This is a genomic window from Phyllobacterium sp. MT110 (genome assembly GCF_058792715.1).
The window spans coordinates 128,666-147,449 of record NZ_JBXAFE010000003.1; the positions used below are offsets into that span (position 1 = coordinate 128,666).

Genomic DNA, 18,784 nt, shown 5'->3' on the forward strand with positions numbered 1-18,784 from the left:
GCAAGAGGTTCTGCATCAGGATAGCTGAGCGCCGCGAATACCATGCGATATTGTGCTGGGCTTGAGATGGAAGTCAGCCCCATGGTGTGCCTTGAAACGCATTCATCGGCAGCTTGAGATAGCGTATGCCGTTTTCTTCCAACTCTGGAAGCCGGCTGCCGTTGATGTTGACCTGCAAGGCGTGCAGGATGAGTTTTGGCATTGGCAGCGTCCGGTCTCGGTTCTCGCGCATCAAGACAAAGTCCTCTTTGTTTGGTGAGCCTTTGAGATGGACATTCTCAGCTTTCTGCCGGTCGACCGTGCTTTCCCATAGGGGTTCCCGTCCACCGGGCTGATAGTCATGTCCGACAAATATGCGCGTGTCTCCGGGCAGGGCGAGGATTTTCTGGATGCTCGCCCATAGCGTGCTGGCGCTTCCGCCTGGAAAGTCCGCACGGGCTGTGCCGCTGTCGGGCATGAAAATCGTATCGTGCACAAACGCCGCGTCGCCGATCGAATAGGTTATCGATGCAAGCGTGTGGCCCGGCGAGAACATGACGCCGGCTGCGATGCTGCCGATGGAGAAGGTGTCGCCGTCAACGAACAGCCGGTCCCACTGACTTCCATCGATGCGCAAATCCGGCCAATTGTAGATCTGCGACCAGATCTTCTGGACATCGACAATTCTTGCGCCAATGGCGATTGGCGCACCCGTGATCCCTTTGAGATAGGCTGCAGCCGACATGTGGTCGGCATGCGGATGGGTATCGAGAATCCACTGAACATGCAGATCCTGCTCACGGACAAAGTCGAGCAGCAGATCGGCATTGTATGTCGCTGTCGTGCCTGACTTCTCATCGAAGTCGAGGACCGGATCAATGATGGCGCAAGCCCTGGTCTTCGGATCGCTGACTACGTATTGAACCGAAAATGTGCGCGGGTCAAAGAAGGCGGTAACGTCGGGCCTATGCATGGACAGCGTCCTTAAAGTCCGAAACACGCGGCGAGAAAATCGCGCGTGCCGGATCGAATGTGTAGAGCGCTTCAAATGAAGGAGCATCGCGCGCCAACTGAGCGACAGATTGCAGGATGAACGAGACTTTTTCATCTGACAACAGGACGCTCAGATTGAGTCTGGTAAATCCGGGCTTCTCGATCTCGTTGCCACTGAGGATCGCCAGCCGCATACGTTGCGAGGCTTCGGCATCAATCGACAGCAATCGGTGCACATAGGGCCCCGCGCAGGCACAACCTCCCCGGGCCTGGATGCCGAACCGATCGCTCAGCAACCGCGTGATCAATTGCTGGTGGACATACCCGCCTTTGGCGTTTCTGATTCGGAACGAGAATATCGGAAGCCGTGGTAGGAGGCAGGAGCCGAGCAGTTCGATCTCCGGAACGTTCTGCCATGCCGCAAATGCCTTTTGCGTCAGCTCATCGTTGAGCCGCTTGATGTCATCCAATCCGATCGCCTGTTTGACCAGAAAAGCAAGTGCCGCTCGAATGTCACCGATGACGTTGGGCGTGCCCGCTTCCTCGCGTGCTTCAAGGCTGTCGCTGTAATCATGGCCCGTTGGCGAAACGAATTTCACGGTGCCGCCACCTGGCCAAGAGGGCTTGCTTGCGGTAACGGCATCGTGACGAACAATCAGGATACCTGTTGCTCCCGGCCCACCAATAAATTTATGCAGCGATACGACAATCGCGTCTATCTCGACGTTCGTTTCGGGGCGCATTGAGATTGGCAGGTAAGGTCCGGCACCGGCATAGTCCCAGACGATCTTTGCGCCTGCCGATTTGGCGATCTTCGTGATTGCCGCGACATCGGTCATGATCCCTGTCACGTTGGACGCGGCCGAAAAAGAGCAGACTTTCAGATCTGCGGTGGCGCTCTCCAGCGCTTCTGTCAGAAGCATGGGATCCGGGCCGCCGTCGACACCTTCGGCGATTTCTATGATCTCCGCGCCGCTTTCTCGCCAGGGCAGAATATTCGAGTGATGCTCATAAGGTCCGATGATCACACAAACCCGCTGGCCCGACGCAACGGCCTTGGAGACACCAAGCAAGTTGACAAGCCGATTGATGCCCGCAGTTGCACCGGACCCTGCAAAGATGACTGCGTGGTTGTGGTCCGCGTCGCAGCATTCCGCGATCACTGCGCGCGCAGCCCGGCGCAGGCGTGTCATCATGCCGCCGCAGTAGGAGGCCTCGGTATGGCTGTTTGCATAATAGGGCAACACCTCTTCGAGGATAAAATGCTCGACCTGTGTGAGTGCCCGTCCGGAAGCGACGTAATCGGCATAGACGAGATCTTTCAAGCCGAACGGCCCGTCGACTTTGGCCTGCGAACCAATGAGACCCTCGCGTAGCATGACGATGGGATCGGCCACATCGAGGCTGCTTCGGAATTTGGCGAGAACTGCCATTGGAACTGCTGATTGGCGGGTATTGGCTGGCTCTTGCACTGGCGGTCTCCAGATAGGATTTGACAGAGATTATATTCCCCCTCACTCTTCAAATCCTCACCGATTTTTTGACAACTTGGAGCTAGTACGGGTAAAATGATCGATAAATCCGAGAAAATTGATGATTTTGATCTGAAAATTCTGACTTGCCTTCAACGAAACGCGGTCGCATCGCAACGCGATTTGGCCGACCAGGTGGGGCTATCGCAAAATGCATGTTGGCGGAGACTCCAACGGCTTCACGCCATCGGCATGGTGCGAGGCGCACACGCTGACATCAATCTGGAGGTGCTTGGTTTCGATCTGATCGTGATTGTCATGATCCGCACGCGCCACCACTCCAAGGAATGGTCTGATGATTTTCGCAAACACGTCGACCAGTTGCCAGAGGTTATCGATTTTTACCGAATTGGCGGGGATTGGGACTATTTGATCAAGGTCGCAACCCGTGGCATGTCAGGCTATGACGCTTTTTATCAGAAACTTATTACAAACTTCGATCTGGCAACCGTAACGGGCTATTTTTCGATGGAAGCCATTATCAACAATCGAGCAGTTGATCTAACTCGTGTTCGCCAAACCGACAAGAGTCGTTTAATTCCGTAAAGCATCCAGTGAGCTATACATTGGATAATCTGGAAAAACCGCCCCGCGAAGCACTTTCGTTCAAGGCCCATCAGCTTGAAGCTGGGAAAACGGGCGCGGAAGCATAGGTCCCTCTATCACAGCCAATCGAGACCGAGATCGGATCTACACCGGGTTCCGAGGCGACGGAAATAACTCCTCGGTCAAACCAAGGACACGATAAACGAACAATCCCAGCCATTCATGCATCGCAAGATCAGATGCGGCAAGACCTGTCGCAATGGTCGAAACGGGTCTGAGCCAATCTGCGCCCCCGCGGGTGCGATAATCCACGGGATAGGGAGTTATGTTCATACCGGCCGCACGAAAACACGCAACGGCCCGTGGCATGTGGCTTGCCGAAGTCACCAGCAGCCACTGTTCCCCTGGCTTGGCTTGAAACGCTGCGGCGGTTTCCGATCCGTTTTCGCACGTGTTGCGCGAAAGCTCCTCAATGCGGATGCGGGTTTCAGGTAGACCGATAGAGACAAGCACATCTTTGGCAATCTGCGATTCCGTCGGGGAGTTGTCGTGTACAAGATGATTGGCACCGCCGGACAGCAATACGCGCGCATCAGGATGAAGCCGGGCGAGTTCAGCCGTTGCCGTCAGTCTTTCGGCTGCCTCGTTCAAAGCGGGGCTATGACGTTCGGCTGTTATGTGCGTGTCGACAGCGCCTCCGAGCATGATGATACCGGCAACTGGCCCTGTAATGCTGGGTTGTGGAAAGCGGTTCTCAAGAAGCAGTAGGGCTGCTGGTCCTGCCGGAGACCAGCCAAGGATTGCAAGTAGCGCAACTGACATCACGAGAAATGACAGACCTGTCCTGCGAAACCCTAGGATCAGGGCGAACACGCCCAAAATACCGAGAAGCCCGATGATATTGGACGGCAGGACCACGTAGCCCGCCACTTTGGAGATCAGGAAGAACATTTAAGGCCCCGGTGTTCACGGCATGATTGCTTATGTGCGTGATGATGTGTGCAGCATCATGCGCTTATTGTCCAATGGAACGAAGGTGATCGATACGGAGCAAGAGGAAGCCATATTGGGCAACGAGAAATCCAATTTCAAATCTCATTGTTTCCTGACACCAGGATGTCAGCAGTGGGCCTATATTGTTTCTGTTCAATCAAAGGCGGATCGATGAGTGCGGCGGGATATCGACTGGGACTGGTGTTTGTTACAGGCTCTGCGGTGGCTTGGAGCACGGCAGGATTTTTCACCCGGCTTATTCCGCTGGATAGCTGGACGATGCTGGCGTGGCGCGGCATCTTCGGCGCGATTGCAATTGCATTGGTGATTTTCGCTTTGGAAGGTCGAAAGAGTTGGCTGGCGTTTCGAACGATGGGTTTGCCGGGATGGATGTTCGCGGCCGTATCCGCGATCGGAATGATCTTTTTCATCACGTCGCTCAGGCATACAACGGTTGCGCATGGCGCGGTCATTTACGCCACGGTTCCGTTCGTTGCCGCGGGTTTGAGTTGGCTCGTTCTGAATGAACAACCCACACGCAGCGCCATCATTGCAAGTCTGTTTGCCCTTGCCGGTGTGGCGCTGATGATGGGGCTGGGCGTGGAAGGCGGACTGTTGGGCGATGTCCTGGCATTTGGAATGACCGTCTGTATGGCCATCATGATGGTTATCGCGCGGCGGTATCAGAATATCCCGATCATGCCGGCCGCCTGTCTGTCGGCTTTGCTCAGTGGTTTGGTGTGTTGGCCGCTCGGTGATCCGCTTGCCATTACCAGTCATGAGCTTTTGATCCTGGCTCTGTTTGGTGTTGTTAATTCAGCCGTTGGTTTTGCGCTGTTCACACTGGGTGCCCGGCATCTTCCGGCAATCGAGACGGCCTTGATCGGATCGTTGGACGCTCCGCTGGCGCCGCTCTGGGTTTGGCTCGCATTCAAGGAAACACCCGGTGCAAGCACGATCATTGGCGCGCTGATTGTCTTTACTGCGGTGTGCGTGCACCTAATTGCCGGAACACTCAGACGAAAAACGCAACTTGAACCTGCCGTATTCTGAAATCTCGAACTACTGTTGCTGCCAAGCGGATCGGAATTGGGGGTGACGACCGGGGTCCGTTGCAGATACAAGAAGTCAAAGCGATGGGAAATCCAATCCAAGTGCCGAATTCTGATCTTTCCGTTCTTCTGGACCTCGACGGCACACTGATCGACTCGCAACCCGGCATTGTGTCCAGCTGTCGTGCCGCCCTGCGTGCACTCGGACACGAGCCGCCCGAGGTTATGGATATTGAATCATTGATCGGACCTCCGATCGAGGAGGTGATGCGCTATCTGCTCGAACCCTACGGCGACAATCGCATCTCTGACGCGGTCGATGCCTATCGCAGCGACTACGGCGCTCGGGGACTCCTGATGAGTACGCTTTATGACGGAATACCTTCCGCACTGAATTCCCTTCGCAATGAGGGAATCAACCTGTTTCTGGCGACATCAAAGCGTGTCTTCTTTGCTCGAAGAATTCTGGAAAATCTTGAACAGAACCGCTTGTTCGCCGGAATTTACGGTTCAGAACCTGGTGTTGTGACAGATCACAAGCCGGAGTTGATCGCGCATATTCTGGCAGAGAACCAACTGAACCCGAACAGATGCGTGATGGTGGGCGATCGTAAATTCGATGTATCTGGGGCGCATGCGAACAATATGAAAGCGATTGGCGTGACCTGGGGTTACGGCAGCCGAGAGGAACTCGACTTGACAGGTGCCGATATGCTGATCAACGGCCCTGCAGAGCTCAAAAATGCGATACTGAACTTACTGCGAGCAACGGCCGCCTGAAAACCCTTCAACAAAGCGGCGTTTCCTTCCATCAGCGGTCGGTGGGTGCGATTGCACTCTTCGCAATGTCAATTTGGGATTCGCGAAGTCGGAATTCTCCACGATGATATTGGCGGACGACCTTACATCGGTCCTTTTTCCGCAAATCTCAAAAGCGCCCGGATATCGCTTTTCAAATACAATTCTCGCCTGATCGGGACCACCGAGAAGAGCGCCATCCCGGCTGTGCGTACGGGCGATCGCCTTACAGAACCGTATGGTAGCGGTGAAGCGGTCGTAAAGTTGGATGTTTATGGTCTTCGATGGCGCATGGTGGCGCGCACGAAGGAATGACCATGAACAAGTATCTCGAAAAACACCCCGCGGTCACGATCGCCTTGGTGCTCGGAGCCGCTGTCACATCATCTTGTTTAACATTGCCGGCAGCGCATTCGGCATCGATACCTCAGGTTGAGGATTCTGCGACGGAAAAGAATCCGCCCGGAGACATCCCCGATACCCAAGTCTTTATCGAGTATCGCTCCGCTCTCGGCTTTTCTTTGAAAGTTCCCGAAGGATGGGCAAGGAAGGACGGACCGGACGGCGTCAGCTTTACTGACAAATTGGACGGTGTGGTGGTTATGGTTTCCGCCGCCGCTTCGCCGCCCTCGGTAGAATCCGTAAAGCGGGACTATGTTCTCAAAATGGAGGCCGCTGGAAAAGCGGTCAAGGTTGCTGGCGTTCGCGCCGTAAAGGTATCTGGTGGCAATGCCATCCTGATTTCATACACTTCAGATTCCGAGCCAAACGCGGTCACGAACAAACAGGTTCGGCTTGAGAACAGACGCTACCTTTACTTCAGGAATGGAAAACTTGCCGAGCTCGATCTGTATGCACCATTTGGAGCGGACAATGCAGATCAATGGCGCATGATGTCCCAATCGTTTCGCTGGCAATGATATGCCGCTCATCGAAGCCCATGAATTGTACCGATTTTACCATAACGGGGATGATGAAACGGCGGCACTGCGTGGCGTCAGCCTTCAGGTTGGGCATGGCGAGATAGTTGCGATTACCGGACCGTCGGGCAGCGGTAAATCGACCTTGCTGTCATGTCTGACAGGCCTTGAAGAACCGGACGGCGGTTACGTCATCATTGCCGGTGAGAGGATCACGCGGCGCTCCGAAGCGTTTCGAGCATCCGTAAGGGCGACGCGTTTGGGCATTTTGCAACAGGTGCCGAACCTTCTTGCGCACCTCACCGTGACCGAAAACATCGAACTTCAGATGCACCTGGCAGGCATGGCAAACATGAACAGCATCGAAATGCTGCTTTCGACTGTCGATCTGCGGCATCGTGCCTATGGTTATCCGAATGAGCTGTCCGGGGGGGAGGCGGCTCGCGCAGGGTTGGCTGTCGCGCTTGCGGCAGACCCGGTGCTGCTCGTCGCCGACGAGCCCACAGCTGAAGTTGACAGAAAAACTGAATCGCACCTGATCGAGCATTTCAAAAAGCGGCGACAGGCCGGCAAATCGACGCTCGTTGCGACCCATAGCGATGCGATGTCCGGTATCGCGGATCGTGTTCTCAGATTGAGGGACGGGAAGGTGGTCCATGACTGAATGTCTGGTCGATGCAAAAGATGTTGCAAGGGACTTTCCCGACGGAACATCCGGCATGAGCACGGTCCTGCAGCCGTCATCGTGCCGGATTGTATCCGGGGATCGGATTGCGCTTACGGGCCCCTCCGGAAGTGGTAAGTCTACGCTCCTCTATCTGCTGGGCGGCCTTGACCGGCCCACCCGAGGGATTGTCACCTGGCCGGCGCTCGGTGCCGGAGATACCCTGCGGCCTGAGAAAATTACCTATGTTTTTCAATCACAAAGTTTGTTTCCCGCTCTGACGGTTCTTGAAAACGTAGCCTTGCCATTGATCGTTTCAGGCGGGCAGGACCTGCCTGATCAACGCGCGATGGCCTTGCTCGCTGAATTCCAGCTCGACGGGTTGGCGGGGAAGCTTCCGGAAGAGTTGTCGGGCGGGCAGGCCCAACGCGTCGCTTTGGCAAGAGCACTTGTAACGCAACCGCGATTGATCCTTGCGGACGAGCCGACCGGCCAGCTTGACGTGGCAACGGCCAGGACATTGATCGACGTGCTTCTCAGACAGATCGATGGCACGTCAACTGCGCTTATTATCGCGACGCACGATCTGAGGGTCGCCGAGCGCATGGAGAAACAATGGTCGATGCGACACGGCACGCTGACCACCGACAATCCGTCTCTTGCCGAATTGGTGCTGTGAAATGATGGGTCTTTGGGTATACGGTCTTGTCACGCGCCGCCCCCTGCAGCTTTTGGGAACCGCTGCAGGCATTGCAGGGACAGTCGGCTTGATCGCGTGTCTCGGCATCTTTCTTTCTTCCAGCGGCCAAACGATGACCAGGAGAGCGATTGCAGGCGTTCCGATTGACTGGCAGGTCGAAGTTCTGGCTACAGCCGATAAAGCAGAGATAAAGAAAGCGATTGCTGAATCCGCAAGGGTTGCCGCTATGGGGGAGGCGCATTTTGCAAGTGTGACCGGCCTGGAAGCTACGAGTGACGGAACCACCCAAACCACCGGGCCGGGCAAGGTGCTCGCATTTGACGCCGCCTATCTCCAAAGCTTCCCTGCCGAAATCCGCTCATTGTCAGCGCCAAATGGCGGTGTGATGATAACCCAGCAGACAGCATCAAACCTCCACGTTAAGCCAGGTGATGTTGTTACGATCCATCGCATCGGTTTGTCGCCCGCGACGCTAAAAATCGACCGCATTGTCGATTTTCCTGACGCGGATTCACTTTTCCAATCAATAGGTTTGCCTCCCCAATCGGCCCCACAGGCACCACCCGACAATGTCTTGATACTTCCCTTGAATATTTGGAAAGATACTTTCGGACAACAGGAAGAAGCTTCTCCCGGTAGCATCAAGTTGCAGTTCCATGCGAAGCTTTCGCACGCAGAATTACCTGCAAACCCTGATGCCGCCTATGCTTACGTCACTGGTGCCGGCCGTCATCTTGAAGCCCGGGTCGCAGGCTCGGCATTGCTCGCCAACAATCTTGGAGCACGGCTGGATGCGGTGCGAGGCGATGCCCTCTATGCCCGCGTTTTGTTTCTGTTTCTTGGAGTGCCGGGAATACTGCTTTCGGTGATGCTGACTTTTGCCATTACCGCTTCAGGTGCCGGCCGCAGAAAACGTGAACAAGCTCAAATGCGCGTTCGCGGTGCATCAATGCGTCAAATCCTCTGGTTGACGGCGATGGAGGCGTTTGTTGTTGGTCCATTGGGTGTCATCGGCGGAGTGATCCTGGCATTCCTATTGACCAGAACGTTCTTGGGAAATGTGCCGCTGAGCTTATCGCACGTGTTTCTGTTCGCGGCTCTGGCGGCTTTTGGCATGCTGCTATCCCTGGCAGCGGTCATTCTTCCTGCCTGGAATGCGGCCCGGCTTCGAACCGTTCAGCTTGCCCGAAAAGCAGTCGAACCCGCTGCGATGCCGCTTTGGCAGCAATTCTATGCAGATGTCGTGCTGATTTTGTCGGCAGCAGCTATTTTCTGGCATTCGGCGGCACATGGCTACCAGGTCGTTCTGGCAACGGAAGGAGTTGCAGCGACTGCCGTCGATTATACGGCATTCGCCGCTCCGATCCTGTTCTGGCTTGGATCTGCGCTTTTCTGTGTTCGCATCTGCGGCTTCATCATTCGTGGAAATGGTGCAATATTGCGCGCGATGGTCATGCCTGTGAGCGGGTCGATGACGAAGGTTGTATCGTCCTCGCTTTCACGACAAGCCGGGCGATTGACGCTCGCAATTGCCATGGTCGCAATGGCGGTGTCGTTTGCAACCTCCACGGCGGTTTTCAATCGCACCTTCAACGATCAGGCGCATGTGGATGCCGAACTGACGAACGGCTCCGACGTCACGGTTTTTGGCACGACATTGCAACCGGCAGGGAGCCAATTGTCGCAATTGGAATCCATTCCAGGCGTCATGGTGGCGCGTCCCATGCAGCATCGCTTCGCCTATGTCGGCATGGATTTGCAGGATTTATACGGAATCGATCCCGCACGCATTCAGGCTGCAACGAAACTGTCCGACGCCTTTTTCTCTGCGGGAACTGCCGCCGACAATCTGGCCGGCCTCCTGAAAACGCCAGACGGGGTTCTCGTGTCAGAGGAAACGGTAAGGGACTTTCAGCTCAAAGCGGGTGACACGATAAACCTGCGCCTGCAAAACGCTGCCGACCATCAATATCATGCCTACCCGTTTAAATTCATCGGAGTGGTAACGGAGTTTCCCACTGCGCCGAAAGATTCGTTTTTGGTCGCAAACATGGACTATGTTTCAAAAATTACCGGCGACGCGACGGCCGAATATGTGCTGCTGCGTACAAGTATCGATCCGGCAGCTGTCGCGCGCGCGGCCAGCGTATCACTAGGCTCGTTCCCATCGTTGAAAATTGTGGATATTGGCTCGGTCAGCCGTTTGATTGGCTCCAGCCTTACCGCCGTCGACCTTCGCGGCTTGACAGCGATTGAACTGGTGTTCGCGCTCATCATGGCGATTGTCTCGGCTGGGCTCATGCTTGCCCTCGGTTTCATTGACCGAAGTCGCGACTATGCCATTCTCAACGCAATCGGGGTCAAGCCAGCCCAGCTCGCGGCATTCCTGTGGAGCGAGGCCGCCATCATTCTGCTTGGAGGTTTGACATTCGGTCTTGTTACGGGCGTGACAACGGCTGGTATTCTCATCAGGATGCTGACGGGTGTTTTTGATCCGCCGCCGGAAACCATGTCGGTGCCGTGGCTTTACCTGCTCGCAGTTGGTGCCGCCACAATCGCCTCGGTCATTCTTGCCGTGGCGTTTACCGAACGCCGCCGCAGACAGGCGTCCCAGGCATTCTGGCGACAAATATAAGCTCTTCGTGCCCAGTTTCGGATGAGGTTGAGCTTGCTGCGCAGGATGAGAACAAGCCCAACTCGGGACCGCAATCGTAATTAATAATACACACTGTCTTCAATGGGCTGGACCAGTATGGCTTGCCCGCATTGAAAGTAAATCCGAAGCGCGTTCTTCTCGCGCTGCAGTCGATGGCGGGCGGCGACGCCCTACTCGTGGAGTAGGGCCACCTGGCGCGCGGGTCACTTCACGGAAAAGTCGACCTCTTCCTTCATCGTGCCGTCAACGGCGATCTGCACCTGATAAGTGCCGACCGGCCAGCCGGCGTCCGGCTTGGAAATCGAGGCGTCGATATGGTTTTCGATCTTGCCGATTTCGAAGCTGGCCTCGTCGATCTTGTAGTTCGCCGGCGCGACACCGCCCGAATCCACCGAAATCCAGCTCACGGTTAGCTTTGATCCCGAGGCCACCTCGTCGGTCAGGTCGGCGGAGAGGAAAATCTTGGCCGTATCCGGTGCAAATGTCGCCTGAGTCTCGTTCGCGTCCTTGCTTGCGGACAGCACGATGTTTTCGAACCCTTCTGCCTGCGCGTGCACAGCGAACGCTCCAACCGCCACCAAGGCAGCTGCCCCCATCATCATCGACCGAATGCGCATGTTTTTCCCTTTGGACTGAAACCGCGGCCCGCGTCCGACTCATGTGGTGCGTGCCCGTGGCGGCCACAGTAGAATGCGAGGGCAGGGTTTGTCCATGGAGCCACAGCGACACAATCAGCCTTTTGACGTGATCCTCCATGTCCATCGTCAGGGTGTCAAACGGCTTCCAAAACTGTCCCCGATCGGCGTCCAATTTTTGCACGCCGATCCACACATAACAGTGATGATGAGGACCGAGAGAATGTCCCTTTTTAGAGCCTAACTAATTGATTTTGTTATGAGAATGACAAGAAGTGCGCACTTAAAAAGAGTCATGCGGCGCTTAGCGAAGTCCCAAATAGCTAATTCGATCAACTTAAGACAAAAAAAGCCCCGCATAGCAGGGCTTTGAATTGCAAACGGCGCAGTTTTAAAGATCGGATTTGTTATAGAAGCTTAGCCGGTAGGCAGGGTGAACGCTGGTTTGACTTTAAGAGTTTCAAAGTGTTTTCGCAGACTTCTCACACTCTGATTACGGTCGCGCCCAAGTTTCGAGATTGCTTCAAACGTCGCAGAGAAATCCCTCAACTCTTTCACGAAAATTTTCTGACGTTCGCTCTTATGAATGCCCAGGCTAGCCTGGCTAGTGAAATAGCGCGTGTTAGCCAAGGCTTCGATATTTCGTACCGTCGTGAAAAACCACCGGGCCACCACGTCATATTCCACGAGAGGCGGGCTAACCCATTTTTCGATTTTTGACCTGCGTTTCGTGATGAACAAATTTGGCAAGCGACGGCACGCCAGACAAAATGAGGTGAAGCGGCCATCCAGGAATTTGCGTCAGGCTTTTGATGGAGTCGGCAATGTGCTGGATCTCCTTGTGGGTTCCGCCTCGCATAATGTGCTGCATTTCATCGATATGGAGGAACAGACCTCGCTTTTGGCGGAGTTGGTCTTTGAAAAGGTCCCAGGTTTCATTTTCTTGCAAATTTTTGAAGACGGGATAGCCCAGCCGGCGTCCGCCGGCTGATCGGGCCAGCGGGTGTGCTGGAGCCGATACTTGAGGTCTGCGAGCTGCGACTGAGGAATGGCGATTTCGAAAGCTTTAGGGCCGGTCACAGTGGCGGTCTCCTGTGAATGGGCTGCGTTTTTGGGAAAGCCCGACAGGAAAGCTGAGGCGGCGAGGGCTTTGGAAAAATCTCGACGGTTCATCTCTCATCTCTGTGCTTGGCTGATGGGATGAGAGTATGAGGAGGGGCCGCGAGGAGATTGTAAAAATACGAAAATGACGGCCCGACATCGAACGTCACTTACGGGTTTGATCGGTGTCCTGTCGCGGGGAAGCCCGTTCGGTTGGAGTTGAGTGCTTAGGGCTTAGGGCGTTACCGCGCCATGCTCTTCGTTCACCGCTGTTCGTGCAGTTAAGCAGGCCAATAAAAGCAGTGCTTCCAGGTATGATCATTCGCCAGAAAGGACAATTGATTGCGCTTGTTGCTCGCGGCACCGACTTTACTGCCGTTGAGACGTACAACGCCGCCACCTCTGCGGCAGCGACGATCTCTCACCGTGTGAATGAGGCTGTGAACGGTGACAATATCAGGTCAGATGTGTTGTTTCATCGTGGTTCATATAATGATGCGCATGAAGAGGGTCTCATAGATGCCCTTGTTAGCCTAGCCATTCCGAAATCCATGTCAGGGTAACCCAATCATCCGTCAGCGATGGCGGTCACCGCTTTCTGGTTGAAGAAAGCCAGGAAGGTTGGGTATTCTTTCGGCCATGAATTGCAACATGGCCTTAGTCCTCAGCGGCTGGTAACGGCGCGAGGGATAAACGAGGTGCACCAGCTGAGGAACCATTTGCCACTGGGGGAGCAGGTGAATCAATGCACCGGTGTTGATCAGATCCTGCACAAGCCATGCGGGAGAAGACCCTAATCCTGCCCCCTCCAGGAAACATTGGCGCAGGGCCAGGGAGCTGTTGACGCGGTAGCGTCCTTTGGTCTGGACAATGACCCTTTCGGCGTCGTTGAAAAATTCCACGTCACTGCCGGAGGCTATCCCGGCAAACCGGATATATTCGTGCCCGACCAAATCCTCAGGGCGGCTGATTTTTGGCATGCGCTCGATGTAGTCGGGTGTTGCCACAAGCACACGCGGTGACAGGGCGATATTGCGTGCAATGACGTTGGGTGGAAGGTTGCCACCGAGCCGTATGGCCACATCCACGCCTTCCTCGACCAGGTCAATCACCCGGTCATTGAGGATCAGCTCTACCTCAACCTCGGGATATCTCGCAAGGAATTCAAGGATCAATGTGTTGAGACGCAGTTCACCCAGTCCCAGCGGCGCATTGATCCGCAATGCTCCGACAACTTTTTGTGTCTGCCCCCGGGCATCCGCCACCGCGTCGGCGTATTCCTCGATCACGCGCTTGCTCCGCTGGTAAAACCGCTTGCCTTCCTCGGTCAGGGTCAAACTGGTCGTCGTTCTTTCGAGTAGCCGAACGCCCAGGTTTCGCTCCAGCGCTGCAATGATTTTGCTCATTGTTGGCTGGCTCGTGTTCTCTTCACGAGCAACGGCTGAAAAGCTGCCCAACTCGACAGCACGCGCAAACAATTGCATCGACCGCAATGAATCCAAGTCATTCCCCTATGGCATAAGCTATATGCAGTTTTCATGCATTCCCGCGCTTTTGGGAATACCATAGTGTTTGCTCAATTTCACTCCTTCATCCAGGAAAAGACATGAACATTTCAAGGCAAACGTCTCTTCATAACGCACATGTTGTTGTATTCGGCGGAAGCTCGGGTCTCGGCTTGGCAACTGCTGCCGCGGCCAAAGCCAAGGGAGCAAGTGTCACGCTGGTAGGGCGAACTCTCACAAAGCTCGAGGCTGCTGCGCACGAGATAGGGGGCGCAAAGTTGGCTGTCGCCGATATTGCAGACAGAATGGCCGTCGAAGGTGTGTTTAAGGGCATGGCGTGCGTTGATCACCTCGTGATAACCGCCGGCGGATTATCTATCGGCAAGTTGGCCGATTCAGATCCGGATCTCCTGCTGACTGCGGTTCAGGAACGTATTGGAGGTCCGCTCTATGCCATCAGGTCCGCTTTGCCATTGATGCCGTCAACAGGGTCAATTGTCTTGACTGGGGGGCAGTTTTCTGACCGTCCGTCTGGCAACGGAACCTCGGTCATTGCGGCTGCAGTCAGAGGTGTGGAAGCGCTCGCCCGGTCACTTGCCCTTGAGCTGAAGCCGATCCGCGTCAATGTTATCTCTCCCGGCTTCATTGAGACGCCGTTGTTTGATGCTTTCGGTCCGGATGGCGCTGCAGCGGTATTGAAGCAAGTGGCAGCGGCGTTGCCAGGTGGTCGGGTTGGACGTCCGGATGAGGTGGGCGAGGCGATCGTTTTCCTGCTGACGAACCACTACATGAACGCAGAGATTTTGCACATCGACGGCGGCGGCCGCTTTGTCTGAGGACCCCATTGGCGTGTACAGCCGGGATTCTCGCTTGTTCAGCGGGATAATGCCGGGCGCTTTGAGAAGACGTCCTCGTTTACACATTCGCTCACCGTGCGTTGGGCCGGCCCATCCAGACGACGTGTTTCCATGGGTTTTTCGAATTCCTGAACACGCATATTGACATGCAAGTAAATGCTTGCATATTACGTTTATGGATATCGACGAAACCTTTCGTGCTCTCGCGCACTCGACACGCCGGCAACTTCTGGATCGGCTGTTCGAACGCAATGGGCAGACACTTTCCGGACTGTGCGATGATCTGGGGATGACCCGGCAAGCCGTTACCCAGCATCTTTCTATTCTGGAAGACTGTAATCTTGTGGTTTGTCAGATGAGCGGGCGCGAGAAATTGCATTTCCTCAATCCCGTGCCAATCCATCACGTTTTTGCGCGATGGATTGGCAAATATGAAAATGCCCGTCTCGATGCCATGGCTTCGCTCAGGGAGAGGCTCGAAGGAGAGAATGATGAACGATCAAAATCAGATTATTCCGGCCGGTGAGCGCTTCGTCTATGTTACCTATATCCGGACAACACCTCAGAGGTTGTGGCAGGCCCTAACCGAGCGACAATTCACCGAGCAGTTCTGGTACGGACTTTCCGTTGAATGCGATTGGCAACAAGGGTCAACGTGGCGACTTTTGACGCCGAACGGAACAGCGGCCCATACCGGGCACGTTCTAGAAGTAAATCCCCCTGATAAGCTCGTTCTGGCCTGGCGCCATGAATTCATGCCGAGGCTGAAAGCGGAGGGACATACACGCGTCAGCTTTGAAATAAAGCAGCTCGGCGAAATGGTAAAGCTGACCGTTGCCCAGGAGTCCGATCAAGGGGCTGGCGACACGATCGGCATCATGGCCCGCGGATGGCCGTTGCTGCTGTCTAGCCTGAAAACGCTTATGGAAACAGGTGCTTCGCTCAAAAGTTCGAGCAATTGGCCTGCGGATCGCCGATCTGCCTGATACTGGTTAAAGGTAGAGTTTACCAAGGAAAAAGAAGGCTCCAAAAAATTTGAATGGCAGAGGCTGACGCGCTGCCAGACGGACAGTTGTGCTTGAACCTCGGCGGCTTCTCTTATGGCGATTGCTGAGCCGATGTCCCTAAATCTGACAGCCCTTCCAAATCACAGTAACAACCGCATCAAGCATGGAGTGGTAACGATGAGCAGGTTATTGGTTCTCTATTATTCGAGCTATGGACATATTGAGGAAATGGCGCAAGCGATTGCGGAGGGCGCCCGCATAGCTGGCGCCAAGGTAGATATTAAGCGGGTGCCGGAGACCGCTCCGCTTGAGATCGCCCGGGCATCCGGCTTCAAGTTGGATCAAATTGCACCGACAGCCACGATTGCCGAACTCGCCGAATATGATGGGCTCATTCTCGGAATTCCGACACGATACGGGCGGATGCCTTCGCAAATGGCCGCCTTTCTCGATCAAGCGGGCGGTCTGGTAGTGAGCGGTGCACTGACGGGCAAGATCGGCGCTGCCTTCACTTCTACTGCCAGTCAGCACGGGGGGCAGGAAACCACACTGTTCTCTGCAATCACCAACCTGCTGCATTTCGGGATGATGATTGTCGGCCTACCCTATGATTTTAGTGGATTACGCGAGATCAAAGAGGTGCATGGTGGTACGCCCTATGGCGCGAGCACCATTGCAGATGCAGACGGGAGCCGTAACCCCAGCCCGATTGAGCTTGACGGTGCCAGGTATCATGGCCGTCACGTTGCGCAAATTGCCAACCGGCTGTTCGGGTAGCTGGCGATGCGGGATCATGAAGAGTCGGATGCTATTTCTGCAGTTGACGCGATGCATGGCGACCCAACAAGTGTTCTTGCTATTCTGGTCCGCTCTGCAAGAGCAGGTGTGCAGCACGCTTCGTGCTTTGCATATGTTGATTCCTGGAGCAGCGCTGTTCTCATGGTTGTCGAACAACCTGGATCTCCGGATAGGCAACCGAGAGGTCATGCAGCGTCGAGGTCGGTGCAGCTTTTAGATAAATATCGAAGAAGGTATGAATGGAATAAGCTGTTGCGGCGAGTTGCTGGCGTGGATCGATATTGGTAATACCGAGCAAGCGAAGCAGCCACAGCAGTTGCTGGTTCTTTATCAGGAGCCCATCGCTGAATCCGAAATGGTTGGCACCCTTGATGGCAATCCACAATCGTCCTTCTGGCGGAAGCCAATCATAGATGGATTGAATGTCAGCGCTGACGCGTCGTATGTCGGGATCGGATGCGGGACCATGATCGCTCACCAGAAACATGAAGGGCTTAGACATGCCATCGCGGATAACGCTTCCATAAGGCGCGCCGTCCACGTCGATGCCTGCCCTGCATCGTGCATCCTCGTGGCAGAATTGCGCGGCGGTTGCGCCTCCCAATGAATGCCCGACGACTCCAATATGTCGTAAATCCAGTCGTCCCGTAAATCTGCCGGGGGCGCTCCCGGTGTTCATTTGCCCCAACTGATCAAGGGCGAAGGCCATGTCTGATGACCATGCAGCCAACAAATTCCCGATTATACGGTCGCGTTCAGGGCCGGAGGCGACCTCAGGATCATTCTCTGGTGTTCTTGTGACCACCCGCCCGTCGGAAAACACGACCACTGCCGTTCGCAACGGCGCGTCGAAACCCACGACGACATAACCATGGCTGGCAAGATCTTCCGCAAGGGTGGAGTATTCCACTGTCAATGCAGCCAACCCAGCCCGCATAATCACGACGGGATAGGTTTGCAGTGCAGGGGACAGATTAGCATCCTGCGTGCTGTGAACGTGTACAAGCGATAAATCACGCGTTATGAACTTGCTGTTCAGCATTCCCCGTTCGCGCTCAACCGCGGCACGCCATTGAGCTGGAAGATATTCAGTCCTAAAATCTGGCTGATTGTTTGCCGCCGGGTACCAGATCCAAGCAATCAGCTCTCGCGTTGTTCCCAGAAGGGGTGCCAATTTGTCTGTCTGGGAAGCAGCACTCCACGTGTAAATCGTGCGGCCGACCGCATAAGGGCCTGTCGGAGCGGGCAGGCGAGTGACGGTATTGTGCTCATTCCAGAGAAGCCCGAGAAAAATTGCCACTCCAAGCACCCCCGACATCGCCAGGATGCCAATTCCTCTCAGCATCTGTGTGATCGAACTCGCTTTAAGCATCGGCGCCGTCACTGTAACCCACATTGCGCGTAATAGTATCGGCAGCTCGGATTTGAGTCGACAGAGCTGGTCATGAGTGGCCATGCCCCCATGGGGTGATCCGGGTTTATTGTTAGTGCAGACTTGGTCGGATTGTATTGTAATGCCGTCGCCAATTCTCGATGACGATTTGTGCCTCCTTCAATGTGTAGAAGATTTCTCCGTTCAGCAGTTCATCCCGGAGCTTTGAGTTGAAGCTCTCGCAATAGCCGTTCGACCTACAATCGGTTCACTGGATCGATTGTTTAACGGTCCCACCCCAATGAGCTGCCCGGCATGATGTAGGTGGTTTTGGCACCGACGGCCGCAATCCAATCCCTCAAGGCCTTAGCGATGAATTCAGGACCATTGTCAGATCGGATGTGTCCAGGAATGCCGCACAGGATAAACAGATCAGACAGAACGTCGATGACATCCGTCGCCTTCAGCTTTCTGTCGACCCTGATGGCGATGCAGTCCCGCGTGAATTCATCAATCACATAGGAGCAAACGCAAGGCGTTTGGTGCGGAGCATGCGAAGTTTCCTTTCATTGTGCGTGCGAGCCGGCAACAGCTTCGGTTTGAAGACCATTTGCGAGTGGCTAATACCGGCTCCGCGCAAATGCCTTGCCCTCGATCGGGACTGGTCGGCATCATA

20 protein-coding genes and 1 pseudogene are annotated in these 18,784 nt (G+C 55.0%); 13 read left to right on the forward strand and 8 right to left on the reverse strand.

What is annotated here, in order from left to right:
- Positions 1 to 73 precede the first annotated feature (73 nt).
- The gene (locus AC1Q5O_RS15735; protein WP_492564135.1) at positions 74 to 952 is read right to left on the reverse strand and encodes an MBL fold metallo-hydrolase; all 879 of its coding nucleotides are present in this window, start codon (positions 950 to 952) and stop codon (positions 74 to 76) included.
- Complete coding sequence (locus tag AC1Q5O_RS15740; protein ID WP_492564136.1) at positions 945 to 2,405, reverse strand: aminotransferase class V-fold PLP-dependent enzyme; 1,461 nt, start codon at positions 2,403 to 2,405, stop codon at positions 945 to 947. Before AC1Q5O_RS15740 ends, AC1Q5O_RS15735 begins: the two co-directional genes overlap by 8 nt.
- A gap of 135 nt (positions 2,406 to 2,540) precedes the next feature.
- On the opposite strand from AC1Q5O_RS15740, the gene AC1Q5O_RS15745 reads away from it, so the two are divergent.
- Positions 2,541 to 3,050, forward strand: coding sequence for an Lrp/AsnC family transcriptional regulator (locus AC1Q5O_RS15745; protein ID WP_492564138.1), 510 nt, complete (start codon positions 2,541 to 2,543; stop codon positions 3,048 to 3,050).
- A 144-nt stretch (positions 3,051 to 3,194) separates the two neighbouring features.
- On the opposite strand, the gene AC1Q5O_RS15750 is transcribed toward AC1Q5O_RS15745, so the two are convergent.
- On the reverse strand, positions 3,195 to 4,001 hold the full coding sequence (locus AC1Q5O_RS15750; RefSeq protein WP_492564139.1) for a YdcF family protein: 807 nt from the start codon (positions 3,999 to 4,001) through the stop codon (positions 3,195 to 3,197).
- Positions 4,002 to 4,023: 22 nt separating this feature from the next.
- Here AC1Q5O_RS15750 and AC1Q5O_RS15755 point away from each other — a divergent pair, with 22 nt between their 5' ends.
- The 7 genes from AC1Q5O_RS15755 to AC1Q5O_RS15785 all read left to right on the forward strand — a co-directional run bounded on the left by AC1Q5O_RS15755 (position 4,024) and on the right by AC1Q5O_RS15785 (position 10,812).
- Positions 4,024 to 4,218 carry a hypothetical protein gene (locus AC1Q5O_RS15755; RefSeq protein WP_492564140.1) on the forward strand — a complete coding sequence of 65 codons (195 nt, stop codon included), beginning with the start codon at positions 4,024 to 4,026 and terminating at the stop codon, positions 4,216 to 4,218.
- Positions 4,215 to 5,096 carry a DMT family transporter gene (locus AC1Q5O_RS15760; RefSeq protein ID WP_492564141.1) on the forward strand — a complete coding sequence of 294 codons (882 nt, stop codon included), beginning with the start codon at positions 4,215 to 4,217 and terminating at the stop codon, positions 5,094 to 5,096. Before AC1Q5O_RS15755 ends, AC1Q5O_RS15760 begins: the two co-directional genes overlap by 4 nt.
- Positions 5,097 to 5,179: 83 nt before the next feature.
- On the forward strand, positions 5,180 to 5,875 hold the full coding sequence (locus AC1Q5O_RS15765; RefSeq protein WP_492564142.1) for an HAD hydrolase-like protein: 696 nt from the start codon (positions 5,180 to 5,182) through the stop codon (positions 5,873 to 5,875).
- A 335-nt stretch (positions 5,876 to 6,210) separates the two neighbouring features.
- Positions 6,211 to 6,813, forward strand: a complete 603-nt coding sequence (locus AC1Q5O_RS15770; protein WP_492564143.1) for a hypothetical protein — start codon at positions 6,211 to 6,213, stop codon at positions 6,811 to 6,813.
- A gap of 1 nt (position 6,814) precedes the next feature.
- Complete coding sequence (locus tag AC1Q5O_RS15775) at positions 6,815 to 7,477, forward strand: ABC transporter ATP-binding protein (RefSeq protein WP_492564145.1); 663 nt, start codon at positions 6,815 to 6,817, stop codon at positions 7,475 to 7,477.
- Positions 7,470 to 8,156 carry an ABC transporter ATP-binding protein gene (locus AC1Q5O_RS15780; RefSeq protein ID WP_492564147.1) on the forward strand — a complete coding sequence of 229 codons (687 nt, stop codon included), beginning with the start codon at positions 7,470 to 7,472 and terminating at the stop codon, positions 8,154 to 8,156. Before AC1Q5O_RS15775 ends, AC1Q5O_RS15780 begins: the two co-directional genes overlap by 8 nt.
- Position 8,157: 1 nt before the next feature.
- Positions 8,158 to 10,812, forward strand: coding sequence for an FtsX-like permease family protein (locus AC1Q5O_RS15785; protein WP_492564149.1), 2,655 nt, complete (start codon positions 8,158 to 8,160; stop codon positions 10,810 to 10,812).
- 224 nt (positions 10,813 to 11,036) lie between these two features.
- Here the strand turns inward: AC1Q5O_RS15785 and AC1Q5O_RS15790 are convergent, their stop codons facing one another.
- Both AC1Q5O_RS15790 and AC1Q5O_RS15795 read right to left on the reverse strand, forming a co-directional pair.
- A complete protein-coding gene (locus AC1Q5O_RS15790; RefSeq protein ID WP_492564151.1) occupies positions 11,037 to 11,450 on the reverse strand; it encodes a hypothetical protein in 414 nt (137 codons plus the stop codon).
- Between the two features lie 715 nt (positions 11,451 to 12,165).
- Positions 12,166 to 12,417 (reverse strand): TniB family NTP-binding protein, encoded by a 252-nt coding sequence (locus AC1Q5O_RS15795; protein WP_492564153.1) that lies wholly within the window; start codon positions 12,415 to 12,417, stop codon positions 12,166 to 12,168.
- A gap of 466 nt (positions 12,418 to 12,883) precedes the next feature.
- Between AC1Q5O_RS15795 and AC1Q5O_RS15800 the strand changes: the two genes are divergently transcribed.
- Positions 12,884 to 13,132 (forward strand): hypothetical protein, encoded by a 249-nt coding sequence (locus AC1Q5O_RS15800; protein ID WP_492564155.1) that lies wholly within the window; start codon positions 12,884 to 12,886, stop codon positions 13,130 to 13,132.
- Between the two features lie 12 nt (positions 13,133 to 13,144).
- On the opposite strand, the gene AC1Q5O_RS15805 is transcribed toward AC1Q5O_RS15800, so the two are convergent.
- Positions 13,145 to 14,071, reverse strand: coding sequence for a LysR family transcriptional regulator (locus tag AC1Q5O_RS15805; RefSeq protein WP_492564157.1), 927 nt, complete (start codon positions 14,069 to 14,071; stop codon positions 13,145 to 13,147).
- Positions 14,072 to 14,175: 104 nt separating this feature from the next.
- On the opposite strand from AC1Q5O_RS15805, the gene AC1Q5O_RS15810 reads away from it, so the two are divergent.
- The 4 genes from AC1Q5O_RS15810 (at position 14,176) to wrbA (ending at position 16,715) form a co-directional block, all read left to right on the forward strand.
- Positions 14,176 to 14,910, forward strand: coding sequence for an SDR family oxidoreductase (locus AC1Q5O_RS15810; RefSeq protein ID WP_492564159.1), 735 nt, complete (start codon positions 14,176 to 14,178; stop codon positions 14,908 to 14,910).
- A gap of 196 nt (positions 14,911 to 15,106) precedes the next feature.
- Positions 15,107 to 15,457: an ArsR/SmtB family transcription factor gene (locus AC1Q5O_RS15815; RefSeq protein WP_492564161.1), complete on the forward strand. Its 351-nt coding sequence runs from the start codon at positions 15,107 to 15,109 to the stop codon at positions 15,455 to 15,457.
- Positions 15,423 to 15,917, forward strand: a complete 495-nt coding sequence (locus tag AC1Q5O_RS15820; RefSeq protein ID WP_492564163.1) for an SRPBCC family protein — start codon at positions 15,423 to 15,425, stop codon at positions 15,915 to 15,917. The genes AC1Q5O_RS15815 and AC1Q5O_RS15820 overlap by 35 nt, the downstream gene beginning before the upstream one ends.
- 198 nt (positions 15,918 to 16,115) lie before the next feature.
- Positions 16,116 to 16,715 carry an NAD(P)H:quinone oxidoreductase gene (gene wrbA / locus AC1Q5O_RS15825; protein WP_492564166.1) on the forward strand — a complete coding sequence of 200 codons (600 nt, stop codon included), beginning with the start codon at positions 16,116 to 16,118 and terminating at the stop codon, positions 16,713 to 16,715.
- Positions 16,716 to 16,875: 160 nt separating this feature from the next.
- Here wrbA and AC1Q5O_RS15830 read toward each other — a convergent pair whose 3' ends face one another.
- On the reverse strand, positions 16,876 to 18,192 hold the full coding sequence (locus AC1Q5O_RS15830) for an alpha/beta hydrolase family protein (RefSeq protein ID WP_492564168.1): 1,317 nt from the start codon (positions 18,190 to 18,192) through the stop codon (positions 16,876 to 16,878).
- Positions 18,117 to 18,626 (reverse strand): annotated as a pseudogene (locus AC1Q5O_RS15835) (integrase core domain-containing protein); the annotation flags it as partial. The gene AC1Q5O_RS15830 and the pseudogene AC1Q5O_RS15835, both read right to left, overlap by 76 nt.
- Positions 18,627 to 18,784 lie beyond the last annotated feature (158 nt).

Coding starts and splice junctions, on each gene's coding strand:
- AC1Q5O_RS15815 (WP_492564161.1), top strand. CDS start 15,107: ATGGATATCGACGAAACCTTTCGTGCTCTCGCGCACTCGACACGCCGG.
- AC1Q5O_RS15770 (WP_492564143.1), top strand. CDS start 6,211: ATGAACAAGTATCTCGAAAAACACCCCGCGGTCACGATCGCCTTGGTG.
- AC1Q5O_RS15765 (WP_492564142.1), top strand. CDS start 5,180: ATGGGAAATCCAATCCAAGTGCCGAATTCTGATCTTTCCGTTCTTCTG.
- AC1Q5O_RS15755 (WP_492564140.1), top strand. CDS start 4,024: ATGATTGCTTATGTGCGTGATGATGTGTGCAGCATCATGCGCTTATTG.
- AC1Q5O_RS15760 (WP_492564141.1), top strand. CDS start 4,215: ATGAGTGCGGCGGGATATCGACTGGGACTGGTGTTTGTTACAGGCTCT.
- AC1Q5O_RS15800 (WP_492564155.1), top strand. CDS start 12,884: ATGATCATTCGCCAGAAAGGACAATTGATTGCGCTTGTTGCTCGCGGC.
- AC1Q5O_RS15820 (WP_492564163.1), top strand. CDS start 15,423: ATGAACGATCAAAATCAGATTATTCCGGCCGGTGAGCGCTTCGTCTAT.
- AC1Q5O_RS15780 (WP_492564147.1), top strand. CDS start 7,470: ATGACTGAATGTCTGGTCGATGCAAAAGATGTTGCAAGGGACTTTCCC.
- AC1Q5O_RS15785 (WP_492564149.1), top strand. CDS start 8,158: ATGATGGGTCTTTGGGTATACGGTCTTGTCACGCGCCGCCCCCTGCAG.
- AC1Q5O_RS15830 (WP_492564168.1), bottom strand. CDS start 18,192: ATGGCCACTCATGACCAGCTCTGTCGACTCAAATCCGAGCTGCCGATA.
- wrbA (WP_492564166.1), top strand. CDS start 16,116: ATGAGCAGGTTATTGGTTCTCTATTATTCGAGCTATGGACATATTGAG.
- AC1Q5O_RS15750 (WP_492564139.1), bottom strand. CDS start 4,001: ATGTTCTTCCTGATCTCCAAAGTGGCGGGCTACGTGGTCCTGCCGTCC.
- AC1Q5O_RS15740 (WP_492564136.1), bottom strand. CDS start 2,405: ATGGCAGTTCTCGCCAAATTCCGAAGCAGCCTCGATGTGGCCGATCCC.
- AC1Q5O_RS15745 (WP_492564138.1), top strand. CDS start 2,541: ATGATCGATAAATCCGAGAAAATTGATGATTTTGATCTGAAAATTCTG.
- AC1Q5O_RS15790 (WP_492564151.1), bottom strand. CDS start 11,450: ATGCGCATTCGGTCGATGATGATGGGGGCAGCTGCCTTGGTGGCGGTT.
- AC1Q5O_RS15775 (WP_492564145.1), top strand. CDS start 6,815: ATGCCGCTCATCGAAGCCCATGAATTGTACCGATTTTACCATAACGGG.
- AC1Q5O_RS15810 (WP_492564159.1), top strand. CDS start 14,176: ATGAACATTTCAAGGCAAACGTCTCTTCATAACGCACATGTTGTTGTA.
- AC1Q5O_RS15735 (WP_492564135.1), bottom strand. CDS start 952: ATGCATAGGCCCGACGTTACCGCCTTCTTTGACCCGCGCACATTTTCG.